This window comes from Pseudomonas sp. PDM32, assembly GCF_019219225.1.
GTDB lineage: Bacteria > Pseudomonadota > Gammaproteobacteria > Pseudomonadales > Pseudomonadaceae > Aquipseudomonas > Aquipseudomonas laurylsulfatiphila.
Genome location: NZ_JAHUWE010000001.1, coordinates 445990 through 460671, shown reverse-complemented (window position 1 = coordinate 460671; position 14682 = coordinate 445990). Strand labels below are relative to the sequence as shown.

17 protein-coding genes are annotated in these 14682 nt (G+C 60.7%); 9 read left to right on the top strand and 8 right to left on the bottom strand.

All coding sequences use genetic code 11. The features are described 5' to 3' along the window. Position 1 precedes the first annotated feature (1 nt). From metW to KW846_RS02145, 5 genes are read left to right on the top strand one after another with little or no spacing between them, the layout of a single operon-like run. Complete coding sequence (gene metW / locus KW846_RS02165) at positions 2 to 622, top strand: methionine biosynthesis protein MetW (RefSeq protein WP_007975398.1); 621 nt, start codon at positions 2 to 4, stop codon at positions 620 to 622. A gap of 26 nt (positions 623 to 648) precedes the next feature. After that, on the top strand, positions 649 to 1083 hold the full coding sequence (locus KW846_RS02160) for a DUF4426 domain-containing protein (RefSeq protein WP_095964210.1): 435 nt from the start codon (positions 649 to 651) through the stop codon (positions 1081 to 1083). Then, positions 1080 to 1676: an RdgB/HAM1 family non-canonical purine NTP pyrophosphatase gene (gene rdgB / locus KW846_RS02155; RefSeq protein WP_007975395.1), complete on the top strand. Its 597-nt coding sequence runs from the start codon at positions 1080 to 1082 to the stop codon at positions 1674 to 1676. The genes KW846_RS02160 and rdgB overlap by 4 nt, the downstream gene beginning before the upstream one ends. Further along, positions 1673 to 2878, top strand: coding sequence for a radical SAM family heme chaperone HemW (hemW, locus tag KW846_RS02150; RefSeq protein ID WP_256356562.1), 1206 nt, complete (start codon positions 1673 to 1675; stop codon positions 2876 to 2878). The genes rdgB and hemW overlap by 4 nt, the downstream gene beginning before the upstream one ends. Positions 2879 to 2887: 9 nt before the next feature. Then, on the top strand, positions 2888 to 3211 hold the full coding sequence (locus KW846_RS02145) for a DUF3392 domain-containing protein (RefSeq protein ID WP_007975393.1): 324 nt from the start codon (positions 2888 to 2890) through the stop codon (positions 3209 to 3211). 131 nt (positions 3212 to 3342) lie between these two features. On the opposite strand, the gene trmB is transcribed toward KW846_RS02145, so the two are convergent. From trmB to KW846_RS02125, 4 genes are all read right to left on the bottom strand, one after another. Continuing rightward, positions 3343 to 4068: a tRNA (guanosine(46)-N7)-methyltransferase TrmB gene (trmB, locus tag KW846_RS02140; protein WP_085716366.1), complete on the bottom strand. Its 726-nt coding sequence runs from the start codon at positions 4066 to 4068 to the stop codon at positions 3343 to 3345. Between the two features lie 9 nt (positions 4069 to 4077). Next, complete coding sequence (locus KW846_RS02135; RefSeq protein ID WP_007975390.1) at positions 4078 to 4872, bottom strand: thiazole synthase; 795 nt, start codon at positions 4870 to 4872, stop codon at positions 4078 to 4080. Positions 4873 to 4932: 60 nt separating this feature from the next. Continuing rightward, complete coding sequence (gene thiS, locus KW846_RS02130; RefSeq protein WP_007953386.1) at positions 4933 to 5133, bottom strand: sulfur carrier protein ThiS; 201 nt, start codon at positions 5131 to 5133, stop codon at positions 4933 to 4935. Positions 5134 to 5317: 184 nt separating this feature from the next. Continuing rightward, positions 5318 to 5689 carry a DUF423 domain-containing protein gene (locus KW846_RS02125; RefSeq protein WP_218481165.1) on the bottom strand — a complete coding sequence of 124 codons (372 nt, stop codon included), beginning with the start codon at positions 5687 to 5689 and terminating at the stop codon, positions 5318 to 5320. A gap of 74 nt (positions 5690 to 5763) precedes the next feature. Between KW846_RS02125 and mtgA the strand changes: the two genes are divergently transcribed. Continuing rightward, positions 5764 to 6486 carry a monofunctional biosynthetic peptidoglycan transglycosylase gene (gene mtgA, locus KW846_RS02120; protein ID WP_218481164.1) on the top strand — a complete coding sequence of 241 codons (723 nt, stop codon included), beginning with the start codon at positions 5764 to 5766 and terminating at the stop codon, positions 6484 to 6486. Positions 6487 to 6645: 159 nt separating this feature from the next. Here the strand turns inward: mtgA and rpoH are convergent, their stop codons facing one another. From rpoH to ftsY, 4 genes are all read right to left on the bottom strand, one after another. Further along, a complete protein-coding gene (gene rpoH / locus KW846_RS02115) occupies positions 6646 to 7500 on the bottom strand; it encodes an RNA polymerase sigma factor RpoH (protein WP_007975386.1) in 855 nt (284 codons plus the stop codon). A gap of 120 nt (positions 7501 to 7620) precedes the next feature. After that, on the bottom strand, positions 7621 to 8643 hold the full coding sequence (ftsX, locus tag KW846_RS02110; RefSeq protein WP_110661215.1) for a permease-like cell division protein FtsX: 1023 nt from the start codon (positions 8641 to 8643) through the stop codon (positions 7621 to 7623). Continuing rightward, entirely contained in the window at positions 8640 to 9311 is a 672-nt protein-coding gene (ftsE, locus tag KW846_RS02105) for a cell division ATP-binding protein FtsE (protein ID WP_007975383.1), read from the bottom strand. Before ftsE ends, ftsX begins: the two co-directional genes overlap by 4 nt. Beyond that, positions 9308 to 10840 carry a signal recognition particle-docking protein FtsY gene (gene ftsY, locus KW846_RS02100; protein ID WP_218481163.1) on the bottom strand — a complete coding sequence of 511 codons (1533 nt, stop codon included), beginning with the start codon at positions 10838 to 10840 and terminating at the stop codon, positions 9308 to 9310. The genes ftsE and ftsY overlap by 4 nt, the downstream gene beginning before the upstream one ends. Positions 10841 to 11183: 343 nt before the next feature. Here ftsY and KW846_RS02095 point away from each other — a divergent pair, with 343 nt between their 5' ends. From KW846_RS02095 to rsmD, 3 genes are read left to right on the top strand one after another with little or no spacing between them, the layout of a single operon-like run. Next, on the top strand, positions 11184 to 12539 hold the full coding sequence (locus KW846_RS02095; protein WP_126048098.1) for a pitrilysin family protein: 1356 nt from the start codon (positions 11184 to 11186) through the stop codon (positions 12537 to 12539). Further along, positions 12532 to 14022 (top strand): pitrilysin family protein, encoded by a 1491-nt coding sequence (locus KW846_RS02090; RefSeq protein WP_218481162.1) that lies wholly within the window; start codon positions 12532 to 12534, stop codon positions 14020 to 14022. The genes KW846_RS02095 and KW846_RS02090 overlap by 8 nt, the downstream gene beginning before the upstream one ends. Then, complete coding sequence (gene rsmD, locus KW846_RS02085; RefSeq protein ID WP_218481161.1) at positions 14022 to 14630, top strand: 16S rRNA (guanine(966)-N(2))-methyltransferase RsmD; 609 nt, start codon at positions 14022 to 14024, stop codon at positions 14628 to 14630. The genes KW846_RS02090 and rsmD overlap by 1 nt, the downstream gene beginning before the upstream one ends. Positions 14631 to 14682: the final 52 nt, after the last annotated feature.

Genomic DNA, 14682 nt, shown 5'->3' with positions numbered 1-14682 from the left:
CATGAGAGCTGATCTGGAAATCATCCAGGAATGGATCCCCGCCGGCAGCCGCGTGCTCGACCTCGGGTGCGGCGATGGCGAACTGCTGACCTGGCTGCGCGACAACAAGCAAGTCACCGGTTATGGCTTGGAAAACGACGCCGACAACATCGCCGAGTGCGTGGCCAAGGGCATCAACGTCATCGAACAGGACCTGGACAAGGGCCTGGGCAACTTTGCCAGCAACAGTTTCGACATCGTGGTCATGACCCAGGCGCTGCAAGCAGTGCACTACCCGGACAAGATCCTCGAAGAAATGCTGCGCGTGGGTCGCCAGTGCATCATCACCTTCCCCAATTTCGGTCACTGGCGCTGCCGCTGGTACCTGGCGAGCAAAGGCCGGATGCCGGTTTCCGAGTTTCTGCCGTACACCTGGTACAACACGCCGAACATCCACTTCTGTACCTTCGCGGACTTTGAAGCCTTGTGTCGCGAACGTGAAGCGAAGGTCATTGATCGGCTTGCAGTGGATCAACAGCATCGGCACGGGTGGGCCAGTAAGCTATGGCCTAATCTGTTAGGTGAGATCGGAATCTACCGCGTCAGCAGTCCGGGACTTTCCGACCACAAGGTCGCGGTCTGATCCACCCTAATTCAAGGAGAACGATCATGGGTCGTCTTGCTTTGTTTCTACTCACTGCCTGCCTGAGCGTCACCGCCATGGGCGCCGAAGCCATCAAGGGCGAACGCCAGGAAACCTTCGGTGACGTGACGGTGCACTACAACACGTTCAACTCCACCTACCTGACCCCGGACATTGCCAAGTCCGCCGAACTGGTCCGCAGCAAGAACCAGGGCGTGATCAATATCTCGGTGCTCAAGGAAGGCAAGCCACTGATGGCCCAAGTGAGCGGTTCGGTCAAAGACCTGACCAGCCAGACCGTGCCACTGAAGTTCAAACAGATCACCGAACAAGGCGCGATCTACTACATCGCGCAATATCCGGTGGATCAACAGGAAGTCCGCACCTTTGAGATCAAGGTGCAGACCGGTGACAAAATCAACACCATCAATTTCAACCAAGAGCTCTTCCCTGGCCAATGATCAACTTCACGCAACTCGTATTGGCCAGCCATAACGCCGGCAAACTCAAGGAACTCCAGGCCATGCTCGGCGAATCGGTACATCTGCGCTCGATCGGCGAGTTCAGCAGCGTCGAGCCTGAAGAAACCGGTCTGTCGTTCGTCGAGAACGCCATCCTCAAAGCCCGTAATGCCGCGCGCATTTCCGGATTGCCGGCACTGGCCGACGATTCCGGGCTGGCCGTGGACTTCCTCGGTGGCGCGCCAGGCATTTATTCGGCGCGTTATGCCGACGGCAAGGGCGATGCGGCGAACAACGCCAAGCTCCTCGACGTGCTGAAAGACGTGCCTGAAGCCGAGCGTGGGGCGCAGTTCGTCTGCGTGCTGGCACTGGTACGTCACGCCGACGATCCGTTGCCGATCCTCTGCGAAGGTTTGTGGCACGGGCGAATCCTGACCCAGGCCAGCGGCGAACACGGTTTTGGCTACGACCCACTGTTCTGGGTGCCGGAGCGCGATTGCTCCAGCGCCGAACTGAGCCCTGCCGACAAGAACCAGATCAGCCACCGCGCCCGTGCAATGGATCTGCTGCGCCAGCGTCTGGGCTTGAAATGACCCGTGAATCATCCGCTTCGCCGCTGATCTTCGGCGGCGATGCTTCATCGCCCCGGGCGGCATTGCCTGTGTTGCCGCCCCTGGCGCTGTACATCCACATCCCGTGGTGTGTGCGTAAATGCCCTTATTGCGACTTCAACTCCCACACCGCCAGCCCTGTGCTGCCGGAGGAAGAGTATGTCGACGCGTTGCTGGCCGATCTCGACCAGGACCTGCACGCCGTCCATGGCCGCGAACTGAGCTCGATCTTCTTTGGTGGCGGCACGCCGAGCCTGTTCAGTGCCGATTCCCTGGGTCGCCTGCTCAAAGGCGTCGAACAACGCATCCCCTTTGCCAGCGACATCGAAATCACGCTGGAAGCCAATCCGGGGACGTTCGAGCAAGACAAGTTCGTGGCGTACCGGAAACTGGGGATCAATCGCCTGTCGATCGGCATCCAGAGTTTCCAGCAGGAAAAACTCCAGGCCCTGGGCCGGATTCACAACGGCGACGAAGCCGTACGCGCCGCCGGTATGGCGCGGCAGGCCGGCTTCGATAACTTCAACCTGGACTTGATGCATGGCTTGCCGAATCAGTCCCTGGACGATGCCTTGGCCGACCTGCGCACCGCCATCGCCCTGAAACCGACTCACCTGTCGTGGTATCAACTGACCCTGGAACCGAACACGGTGTTCTGGAACCAGCCGCCGACACTGCCGGAAGACGACACGCTGTGGGACATCCAGGAGGCCGGGCAAGCGCTGCTGGCCGAACACGGTTACGCACAGTACGAAGTCTCGGCCTATGCCCTGCCCGGTCGCCCGGCGCGCCACAACCTCAATTACTGGAGTTTTGGCGACTTCATCGGCATCGGTGCCGGCGCCCACGGCAAGCTCAGCCACCCGGACGGGCGCATTGTCCGCACCTGGAAAACCCGCCTGCCGAAGGATTACCTGAATCCGGCGAAAAGCTTCCGGGCCGGCGAGAAAGCGCTGGGCAACGATGAAATGCCGTTCGAATTCCTGATGAACGCGCTGCGCCTGACTGAAGGCGTCGAATCGCGGCTGTACCCTGAACGTACCGGCATGACCCTGGAAAGCCTTGCTGAAGGCCGCCGTGAAGCCGAACAAAGCGGCTTGTTGCAGGTCGAACCGTCACGCCTGGTAGCCACGATGCGCGGACAACTCTTCCTCAACGACTTGCTGCAGAAATTTCTGACATAAGGAAATCGAATGGATTTGGTACTCGACCTGCTTGCCACCGTGTCTCGCTGGAGCCGCAGCAACCTCTCGGAAATCGCCCTGGCCCTGGTGGGCTGCCTGCTGGTGCTGTTTGGTGCGGATTTCAAAGGCTGGGTCGAGCAGCGCCTGGGCAGCATCGCCGGCGCCTTGCGCGTACCACTGATGGCCCTGCTGTGCATGATCGGCAGCGGTGCAGCGCTGATCTACGCCACGCCATGGGTCGTACGCGGCTTGAGCCAATTCAACAACTACAGCCTGGCGCCGGTGTTGTTGGTGGTGCTGGTACTCATCGGCGTAGTAGCTGACCGCCGCTGATCTCAAGCCACACACAAAACAAATGTGGGAGCGGGCTTGCTCGCGAATGCGGTGTATCAGACAACATTAATGTCGACTGACACGACGCCTTCGCGAGCAAGCCCGCTCCCACAGTTTGTATTGAGTACAGTTTAAGACTGCTTCTCAAACTTCAAATCCCACACGCCATGCCCAAGACGTTCGCCACGGCGTTCGAACTTGGTGATCGGACGCTCGGCCGGGCGCGGTACGCACTTGCCGTCTTCGGCGAGGTTGCGGTAACCCGGCGCAACGTTCATCACTTCCAGCATGTATTCGGCGTACGGTTCCCAGTCGGTGGCCATGTGCAGAATGCCGCCGACCTTCAACTTGCTGCGCACCAGCTCGGCGAAGGACGCCTGGACGATACGGCGCTTGTGGTGACGGCTCTTGTGCCACGGATCCGGGAAAAACAGCATCAGCCGGTCAAGGCTGTTATCGGCCACGCAGCGGTTGAGCACTTCGATCGCATCGCAATCGTAGACCCGCAGATTGGTCAGGCCTTGCGTCAGCACGCCATTGAGCAGCGCCCCGACACCCGGACGGTGCACTTCTACGCCGATGAAATCCTGGTCCGGCGCAGCCGCTGCCATTTCCAGCAGCGAATGGCCCATGCCGAAACCGATTTCCAGCGAGCGCGGTGCCGAGCGACCGAACACCTGGTCGAAGTCCACCGGCGCGTCGGCCAGCGGCAGCACGAACAGCGGCGCGCCCTGCTCCAGGCCGCGTTGCTGGCCTTCGGTCATGCGCCCGGCGCGCATCACGAAACTCTTGATGCGGCGGTGTTGGCGCTCGTCGCCTTCTTCCGTCTGGATTGGCGTGTCGTTCGATTCAGTCATCAATGGCTCTTACTTGATCAGACCATCCAGCGGCGAAGAGGCGCTGGCATAGAGTTTTTTCGGCATACGGCCGGCGAGGTAAGCCAGGCGGCCTGCGACGATCGCATGTTTCATGGCTTCAGCCATCATGACCGGCTGCTGGGCGTGGGCGATGGCCGAGTTCATCAGCACAGCATCACAACCCAGTTCCATGGCGATGGTGGCGTCGGAAGCGGTACCGACGCCGGCATCCACCAGCACCGGAATTTTGGCTTCTTCAAGGATGATCTGCAGGTTGTACGGATTGCAGATCCCCAGACCTGAACCGATCAGACCGGCCAGCGGCATCACCGCGATACAGCCGATTTCCGCCAATTGCCGGGCGATGATCGGGTCATCACTGGTGTAGACCATCACGTCGAAGCCTTCCTTGACCAGCGTTTCGGCGGCCTTGAGGGTTTCGATCACGTTGGGGAACAGGGTTTTCTGATCGGCCAATACTTCCAGCTTCACCAGGTTGTGGCCGTCGAGCAGCTCACGGGCCAGGCGGCAGGTGCGCACAGCTTCGATGGCGTCGTAGCAGCCGGCGGTGTTCGGCAGGAAGGTGTAGCGATCCGGCGACAGCACTTCGAGCAGGTTCGGCTCGCCCTCGATCTGACCGAGGTTGGTGCGGCGCACGGCGAAGGTGACGATCTCGGCACCCGAGGCTTCGATGGCCAAGCGGGTTTCTTCCATGTCACGGTACTTGCCGGTACCGACCAGCAAACGCGACTGGTAAGTACGACCGGCCAGGACGAAAGGCTTGTCGCTGCGAACGATGCTCATGGGAAATCCTCTGTAGGGGTGAGGTACTTGCAGAATTCTGTGGCCACTCGGCCGAGACTACTAGCCGCCGCCGATGGCGTGCACCACTTCGACGTTGTCGCCGTCGTTCAACGTGGTGTCTGCATGCTGGCTGCGCGGGACAATATCCAGATTGAGCTCGACCGCCACCCGGCGTCCGGTCAGGTCCAGACGGGTCAGCAGGGCCGCAACGGTCTCACCGTCGGGCAGTTCAAAGGATTCGCCGTTCAACTGAATGCGCATGCCGGATGCCGCCATCATTTTTTGGGGCAGGCATTCTAGCCCGATCAGTCAGGCCGACCCAAGCCATTCGTCTTGAAATGCAATTCATGTAGGAGCTGCCGCAGGCTGCGATCTTTTGATCTTAAAAAACAAAAGGCAAAAGATCGCAGCCTGCGGCCGCTCCTACATGAGGTCATATCCCGGATCAGGTCAGACGCCAGGCGGCTAGGCCCAGGCAGAGCCAGCCGACCAGGAATGCCAGACCGCCGAAAGGCGTGATGATGCCGAGCTTGCTGATCCCCGTCAGCGTCAGCACGTAAAGACTGCCGGAGAACAGCAGGATCCCGATGGCAAACGACGCACCGGCCCAGGTGGCGAGTCGACCGGGAATCTGCGTGGCCAGCGCCGCGATACCGAGCAACGCCAGGGCGTGCACCAGTTGATAGGTGACGCCGGTGTGGAAGATCGCCAGGTACTCGGCGCTCAGGCGGTTCTTCAGCCCATGGGCGGCAAAGGCGCCAAGACCGACACCGGTGAAACCGAAAAAAGCGGCCAGCATCAGAAAGCCACGCAGCATGCAGAACTCCAGTCAGTTTCGATCCAAAGGGTCTGTATAATGGCCCGCTCAACGGGTTCGGCCAAGCCATCTCTATGCTGCGTATCTATTTCCGTCATTTCTCCAAGGCCGTGCTCTGGTTCATGGGCGGCAGCGTATTGCTGGTGCTGATCTTTCGCGTGGTGCCGCCTCCGGGGACGGCACTGATGGTCGAGCGCAAGATCGAATCCTGGTTTGACGGCGAACCCATCGACCTGCAACGGAGCTGGAAACCCTGGGACGAGATCTCCGACGACCTGAAAGTCGCGGTGATTGCCGGCGAAGACCAGAAATTCCCGGAGCACTGGGGCTTCGATATCGGCGCTATTCAGGCGGCGTTTGCTCATAACGAGCGCGGCGGTTCGATCCGTGGCGCCAGCACCCTCAGCCAGCAAGTCTCGAAAAACCTGTTCCTGTGGTCTGGGCGCAGCTGGCTGCGCAAAGGCCTGGAAGCCTGGTTTACCGGACTGATCGAAGTGTTCTGGCCCAAGCAGCGGATTCTTGAGGTGTACTTGAATAGCGTTGAGTGGGATGACGGGGTGTTTGGCGCAGAGGCTGCGGCACGGCATCATTTTGGGACCAGCGCGAAAAACCTGAGCCGACAGCAATCGAGCTTGCTGGCCGCCGTACTGCCAAACCCGCGGGTCTGGAGCGCAAGCCATCCGACTTCATACGTATCGCGGCGAGCGGGCTGGATTCGACAACAGATGAGCCAGTTGGGTGGGGACAGCTATCTGGTCGGGCTGAACGATTCGCGTCGGGCGCCTTGGTCTCAATAACCGATCACAATTCTTCAGGCCCTGAAAACCACTGTGGGAGCGGGCTTGCCCGCGATGACGGCCTGACATTCAACTTATGTATTGAATGTTTGGACCTCATCGCGAGCAAGCTCGCTCCCACAGGATCACTGCTCGGTTTTTTTACTGTCTGCCCGCCAGTTACGCAGCGATCGACAACTTGAGCTTGTTCATCGCGCTCTTCTCGAGCTGACGAATACGCTCGGCCGACACGTTGTACTTCTGCGCCAGGTCATGCAGCGTGGCTTTTTCTTCCGCCAGCCAGCGCTGGTAGAGAATGTCACGGCTACGGTCGTCCAGCACTTCCAGCGCTTCGTGCAGGTTGTGGTTGGAGTTGTCGCTCCAGTCGGCGTCTTCCAGTTGACGCGCCGGGTCGTACCGGTGGTCTTCCAGGTAGTTGGCCGGCGACTGGAATGCACTGTCGTCGTCCGCTTCGGCAGCCGGGTCGAAGGCCATGTCGTGGCCGGTCAGGCGGCTTTCCATCTCGCGCACTTCCCGTGGCTCTACGCCCAGGCTTTCAGCGACGCGATGAACTTCCTCGTTGTTCAACCAGGCCAGGCGTTTCTTCTGGCTGCGCAGGTTGAAGAACAGCTTGCGCTGGGCCTTGGTGGTCGCGACTTTCACGATGCGCCAGTTGCGCAGGATGAACTCGTGGATTTCCGCCTTGATCCAGTGCACGGCAAAGGACACCAGGCGCACGCCCATTTCCGGGTTGAAGCGCTTCACGGCCTTCATCAGGCCAACGTTGCCTTCCTGGATCAGGTCAGCCTGAGCCAGGCCGTAGCCGGAATAGCTACGGGCGATATGTACGACAAAACGCAGGTGGGCGAGCACCATCTGCCGAGCCGCCCCCAAATCCTGCTCATAATAGAGACTCTCGGCCAGTTCACGCTCCTGCTCCGGCGACAGCAATGGAATGCTGTTGACGGTGTGCACATAGGCCTCCAGGTTCGCACCCGGGACCAGAGCATATGCAGGTTGCAAAGAATTGGTCATACGAAAAAACCTCCGACTTACAAACTCGTGCAGTTCAGCACTGCGAAAATTGACCGGAAACCGAAAGACAAGTTCCCTAAAACCCAAAACCGCTGAAAGGTCAATACGAGCAAAATGATACTACTTAGGCGCAAGCTCCCTCAGGTGGCGTGCGACTGCAATCCATGCACCGATATACCCCAACAGCACCGCGCCAAGCAAGAGAGACAGACCGTCGGCAACTGGCACTCCAGCCAGCGCAAAATCACTGCCGTACAAACCGGCCAGCCCTACCACTGCGTCGTTCAGCCAATCAAGGCCGAACGCAAGCACGCCCCAGGACAGAATCCCCGCACCGAAGCCATACAGCGCCCCCATGTACAGGAAGGGCCTGCGGACATAGCTGTCAGTGCCGCCGACCAGTTTAATCACTTCTATCTCTGTGCGGCGGTTTTCAATATGAAGACGAATGGTATTGCCTATCACCAAAAGTAATGCAGAAACCAGAAGCACGGTCAGACCGAAGACAAAACGGTCACCCAGCTTGAGGATGGCTGCCAGACGCTCGACCCAGACTAAATCAAGTTGCGCCTGTTGTACCTTCGGCAGCTCGGATAGTTTTTGTCTTAATGCTTCAAGGGCCGGCTTGTCGACCTCGTTCGGCGTCACCAGGACCACGCCCGGAAGCGGATTCTCCGGCAACTCTTTGAGCGCCTCGCCCAGACCGGACTGTTGCTGGAACTCTTCCAGCGCCTGCTCCCGGCCAACGTATTCGGCGTCGGCGACGCCCGGCATGCCCTTGATCTGATCGCGCAGCGATTCGCCTTCGGCCGGCTTGGCCTCAAGGTCCAGATACAGGGAAATCTGCGCCGCGCGTTGCCAGGAACCACCCAGACGCTCGACGTTACTTAGCAAAAGTGACAGCCCCATGGGCAAGCTCAGGGCCACCGCCATCACCATGCAGGTAAAAAAACTGCCAATGGGCTGCTTGCCCAGGCGACGCAAGCTGTCGACCATGCTGGCGCGATGGCTTTCGATCCAGGCACGGAACAACGTGGCGAAGTCCGGCCCGTCGTCATCGTCATGTTTTTTCTTTTGCGGCTGCGGATCGGCGGCTTTCGGGGCCACGCGCTCGGAAACCTTGGGGCTACGTGTTGCACTCATACCGCGGCCTCCCCGTCACCGATCAATCGACCGCGCTGCAACGTCAGCATGCGATGGCGCATGCGGGCGATCAGGGCCAGGTCGTGACTGGCGATCAGCACGCTGGTACCCAGGCGATTGATGTCTTCGAACACACCCATGATCTCGGCGGCCAGACGCGGGTCGAGGTTACCGGTCGGTTCATCCGCCAGCAGCAAGGCCGGACGGTGGACGATGGCGCGGGCGATGCCGACGCGCTGCTGCTGACCGGTGGACAGGTCACCCGGGTACAGATCGGTTTTATCCGACAGCGCCACGCGTTCCAGTGCCGAGTCCACGCGTTTGGCGATCTCGGCCTTGGACAGGCCCAGGATCTGCAAAGGCAACGCGACGTTATTGAACACCGTGCGATCGAACAACAACTGGTGATTCTGGAATACCACGCCGATCTGCCGACGCAGGAAAGGAATCTGTGCGTTGCTGATGGTGCTCAGGTCTTGCCCGGCGAGCAGCAACTTGCCGCTGGTCGGACGCTCCATGGCCAGCAACAGCCGCAACAAGGTGCTTTTACCGGCGCCGGAATGGCCGGTGACAAACAGAAACTCGCCACGACGGACTCGAAAGCTCAGCTCATGCAAGCCGACGTGACCGTTCGGGTAGCGCTTACCGACCTGTTCGAAACGAATCATGAACGCTCCCGCTCGGCAAACAATGCCTGGACAAAGGGTTCTGCTTCAAAGGTACGCAAATCGTCGATGCCTTCGCCGACGCCAATGTAGCGGATCGGCAGGCCGAATTGCTTGGCCAGGGCGAAAATCACCCCGCCTTTGGCGGTGCCGTCGAGCTTGGTCAGCGCCAGGCCGGTCAGTTCGACGGTCTGGTTGAATTGCTTGGCCTGGTTGATAGCGTTCTGGCCGGTGCCGGCGTCAAGCACCAGGAGCACTTCGTGAGGTGCGTCGGCGTCGAGCTTGCCGATGACGCGGCGAACCTTTTTCAGCTCTTCCATCAGGTTGTCTTTGGTGTGCAGGCGGCCGGCAGTGTCGGCGATCAGCACATCGATACCGCGAGCCTTGGCGGCCTGCACGGCGTCGAAGATCACCGAAGCCGAGTCGGCGCCAGTATGCTGGGCGATCACCGGGATCTTGTTGCGCTCGCCCCAGACCTGCAACTGCTCTACCGCCGCCGCGCGGAAGGTGTCGCCGGCGGCGAGCATGACTTTCTTGCCTTCCAGTTGCAGTTTCTTCGCCAGCTTGCCGATGGTGGTGGTCTTGCCGGCACCGTTGACACCGACGACCAGAATCACGAACGGCTTGCTCTGCGAGATGATTTTCAGCGGCTGCTCGACGGGCTTGAGCATGGCGGCCAGCTCGGCTTGCAGGGATTTGTACAGCGCGTCGGCGTCGGCCAGTTCCTTGCGCGCAACCTTCTGCGTCAGACGTTGAATGATCACCGAGGTGGCTTCGACACCGACGTCGGCAGTCAGCAAACGGGTTTCGAGGTCCTCGAGCAGTTCGTCGTCAATAGCCTTTTTGCCCAGGAACAGGCTGGCCATGCCTTCGCCGATACTGGCGCTGGTCTTGGACAGGCCCTGCTTCAGGCGGGCGAAGAAACCGGCTTTGGTTTCTTCGGTGCGTACAGGTTCTACCGGGGTTTCGACGGGTGCCGCGATCGGCGCAGGAATCGGAGCGGGTGCCGGTGCTTGAGCAACTGGAGCAACCGGAGCAACCGGAGCAACCGGAGCAACGAATACCGAAACCTCTGGCTGGCTGACAACGGGAACAGGCTCGGCCACGACGACGGGTTCAACCATCGCTTCGACCACAGGCGCAAGAACCGGTGCAGGCGTAAACGCTGCCGGGGCCGGAATCGGCGGGGTCACGTGGGGGGCCAGGTCATTTTCGACCAACGCCACGGGCTCTTCGGCCACCGGCAGGGTCAACCACGGTTCGGTCGTCGGGGCCAGCGGCTGTTCGGTGACGGGTTCGCTGACGGGTTCGGGAGCGGCTTCAACCTTGGGTTGCAGCAACGGCTCGGCAATCGGCAGAACAACCGGCGCAGGCGTTTCTTCTATTACCGGGACCGGCGTCGACGCGGGTTCAGGAATGGCTTGTGGCTGTTCGACGACGGGTTCCTGCGGCTTTTTGCGCAGCCATCCGAACAGGCTTTTCTTCTCGCCAGCCGCAGCTGGGGTCTTCTTGTCGTCGTTGGAACCAAACATGGAGGACGGCTATCTCACGGTAGCGACGCGCCAATGGCGCCCCGGCAAATAAATAATCGATGCAGAACAGACTGTGTTTCACCCAGCTTGTTCACGCGCAACATTTTGTCGAGGTGCCCGATGGCACCTCACGGAATCGAATTCTCATTGGACTAAAGCAGCAAAATCGGCGAAAACGCGAAATTCAGTTGATAAATATCCACCTTCCGTCGCAAACCCATTCAACCTGATCAAGCATAAAGGCCTGATAGGCGTGGCCGCCGCTAAAACGGATCAGTATCCTAGCACCCTCTCGCCCGCTGACGCTAAGAACAAGCGGGCAGCCCCAAAGGTTTGAAAACGAATGAATGCTCTTGCCCGCCGCGCCGCAGGCCTGCTGCTCAGCACAGTTTGCCTGCCCCTTTCGGCCCTGGCTGCCGACCCGCAACCCACCCACGAATTCACTCTCGACAATGGCTTGAAGGTGGTCGTGCGCGAAGACCATCGTGCACCTGTTGTCGTTTCCCAGGTCTGGTACAAGGTCGGCTCCAGCTACGAGACGCCGGGCAATACCGGCCTGTCCCACGCTCTGGAACACATGATGTTCAAGGGCAGCGAGAAAGTCGGCCCCGGTGAAGCCTCGCTGATCCTGCGCGACCTCGGCGCCGAAGAGAACGCATTCACCAGCGACGACTTCACCGCTTACTACCAGGTGCTGGCCCGGGATCGCCTGGGCGTAGCCTTCGAACTGGAAGCCGACCGCATGGCCAGCCTGCGCCTGCCGGCCGACGAGTTCGCCAAGGAAATCGAAGTCATCAAGGAAGAACGCCGCCTGCGCACCGACGACAAGCCGATGTCCAAGGCCTATGAGCGCTTCAAGGCCATGGCTTACCCGGCCAGCGGCTATCACACGCCGACCATCGGCTGGATGGCCGATCTTGAGCGGATGAAGGTCGAGGAACTGCGCCACTGGTACCAGACCTGGTACGTGCCGAACAACGCCACGCTGGTGGTGGTCGGCGACGTGACGCCGGACGAAGTCAAGGCTCTGGCACAACGCTATTTCGGCCCGATCGCCAAGCGTGATGTGCCGGCCGCGAAGAAGCCGCTGGAACTGGCCGAACCGGGCGAGCGCCAGATCACCCTGCATGTGCAAACTCAACTGCCCAGCCTGATGCTGGCCTTCAACGTGCCAAGCATTGCCACCGCCGAAGACAAACGCCTGGTCAATGCCCTGCGCCTGATCTCGGCGCTGCTCGATGGCGGCTACAGCGGACGCATCCCGACGCAACTGGAGCGCGGAGAAGAATTGGTGTCCGGCGGCTCGTCGAGTTACGACGCCTACACCCGTGGCGACAGCCTGTTCACCCTGTCGGCATCGCCAAACACACAGAAACACAAGACCATCGCCCAGGCCGAAGCCGGATTGTGGAAGCTGCTCGATCAGTTGAAAACCACTGCGCCGACGGCCGAAGAGCTAGAACGGGTTCGCGCACAAGTCATCGCCGGCCTGGTCTACGAGCGCGACTCGATCACCAGCCAGGCCACCGCCATCGGCCAACTGGAAACCGTCGGCCTGTCGTGGCAACTGATGGACACCGAACTGGCCGACCTGGAAAGCGTGACCCCGGAAGATATCCAGAAAGCCGCCAAGCTGTATTTCACCCGCGAACGTCTCAGCGTCGCCCATGTACTGCCTCTGGAGACGACTCATGAGTGAGCGTAAACCCTCCCGCCTGGCCCTGATCGGGCTGATCGCTGCCGCCGTTATCGGCTCTGCCGCGTTCTATCTGTCGCGCTCCGGCGAAACCAGTGCCAGTGAAGCCCTGGACAAAGCCAAGGCCAGCCAGAAACTGCAATCGCTGACCGAACTCAACGGCAAGGCGCCGGACCACCGCAAGCTGGACGTGCAGACCTGGAACACCGCCGAAGGCACCAAGGTGCTGTTCGTCGAAGCCCATGAGCTGCCGATGTTCGACATGCGCCTGATCTTCGCCGCCGGCAGCAGCCAGGATGGCGATACACCAGGCCTGGCGCTTCTGACCAATGCCATGCTCAACGAAGGCGTGGCCGGCAAGGACGTCGGCGCCATTGCCCAGGGCTTCGAAGGCCTGGGCGCCGATTTCGGCAACGGTGCCTACAAAGACATGGCAATCGCTTCACTGCGCAGCCTGAGTGCCAAGGACAAGCGCGAGCCGGCCCTGAAGCTGTTCGCCGAAGTCATCGGCAAGCCGACCTTCCCGGCCGACTCACTGTTGCGCATCAAGAACCAGATGCTCGCCGGTTTCGAATACCAGAAACAGAACCCCGGCAAACTGGCGAGCCTGGAACTGATGAACCGCTTGTACGGTGATCACCCGTACGCGCACTCCAGCGACGGCACGGCGAAAAGCGTACCGGCGATCACTCAGGCACAACTGCGTGCTTTCCACGAGAAAGCCTACTCAGCGGGTAACGTGGTGATCGCGCTGGTCGGCGACCTGTCCCGCGTGGAAGCCGAAGCAATTGCCGAGCAGGTTTCCGCCGCCCTGCCCAAAGGTCCGGCGCTGCCAAAAATCGCGCAGCCGACTGAGCCGAAGGCGAGCATCGGCCACATAGAGTTCCCGTCCAAGCAGACCAACCTGTTGCTCGCGCAGTTGGGCATCGATCGCGACGATCCGGACTACGCGGCGTTGTCCATGGGTAACCAGATTCTCGGTGGCGGCGGTTTCGGCACCCGGTTGATGAGCGAAGTGCGCGAGAAGCGTGGCCTGACTTACGGCGTGTATTCGGGCTTCACCCCGATGCAGGTGCGCGGCCCGTTCATGATCAACCTGCAGACCCGCGCAGAGATGAGCGAAGGCACCCTGAAACTGGTGCAGGACGTCCTGGCCGACTACCTTGAAACCGGCCCGACCGAAAAGGAGCTCGACGACGCCAAGCGCGAACTGGCCGGCAGCTTCCCGCTGTCCACCGCCAGCAACGCCGATATCGTCGGCCAACTGGGCGCCATCGGTTTCTACAATCTGCCGCTGAGCCACCTGGAAGACTTCATGCAACAGTCCCAGGCCTTGACCGTCGAACAGGTCAAAGCCGCCATGAACAAACACCTGGGCACGGACAAAATGGTCATCGTCAGCGCTGGCCCGACCGTGCCGCAAAAGCCGTTACCGGCCCCTACTGATAAACCTTCCGAGCAGCCGCTCGGGGTTCCGGAGCATTAATGGCCAGTCCCAAGAAACCCGCCAAAAACGTCCATAACGGCGTGAACCAGTTGCGCATCATCGGTGGCGAATGGCGCAGCCGCAAACTGAGCTTCCCCGACGCCCCGGGCCTGCGCCCGACGCCGGACCGCGTACGTGAAACCCTGTTCAACTGGCTCGCGCCGTACGTGCCGGGCGCCAAGGTGCTCGACCCGTTCACCGGCAGCGGTGCGCTGTTCCTCGAAGCTCTGTCCCGTGGCGCGGCCATGGGTCAGGCGCTGGACGCCAGCAGCATCGCGGTGTCCAGCCTGAAGGAGCACCTGGGCACCCTGCGGTGCACCAACGGCCAGGTTCAGACCGCCGACGCCCTGCGCTATCTGGAAACCCAGACCGCAACGGCCTATGACCTGGTGTTCCTCGACCCGCCGTTCAACCAGAACCTGCTGCCCGCCGTTTGCAAGTTGCTCGAAGAGCTCCAATGGCTGGCCGAAGATGCCTGGGTGTACACCGAAAGCGAGTCCGCCCCGTCGACACTGGGCCTGCCGGAGAACTGGCGCCTGCACCGCGAGCAGAAATCCGGGCGCGTCTACTACTCGTTGTGGCATCGACTCACTGAAAAATCTTCTTGAAATCACCTGGGCGGGTCAACAGCCTGCCCAGCTACCGCTCGCGGCTTCGGTC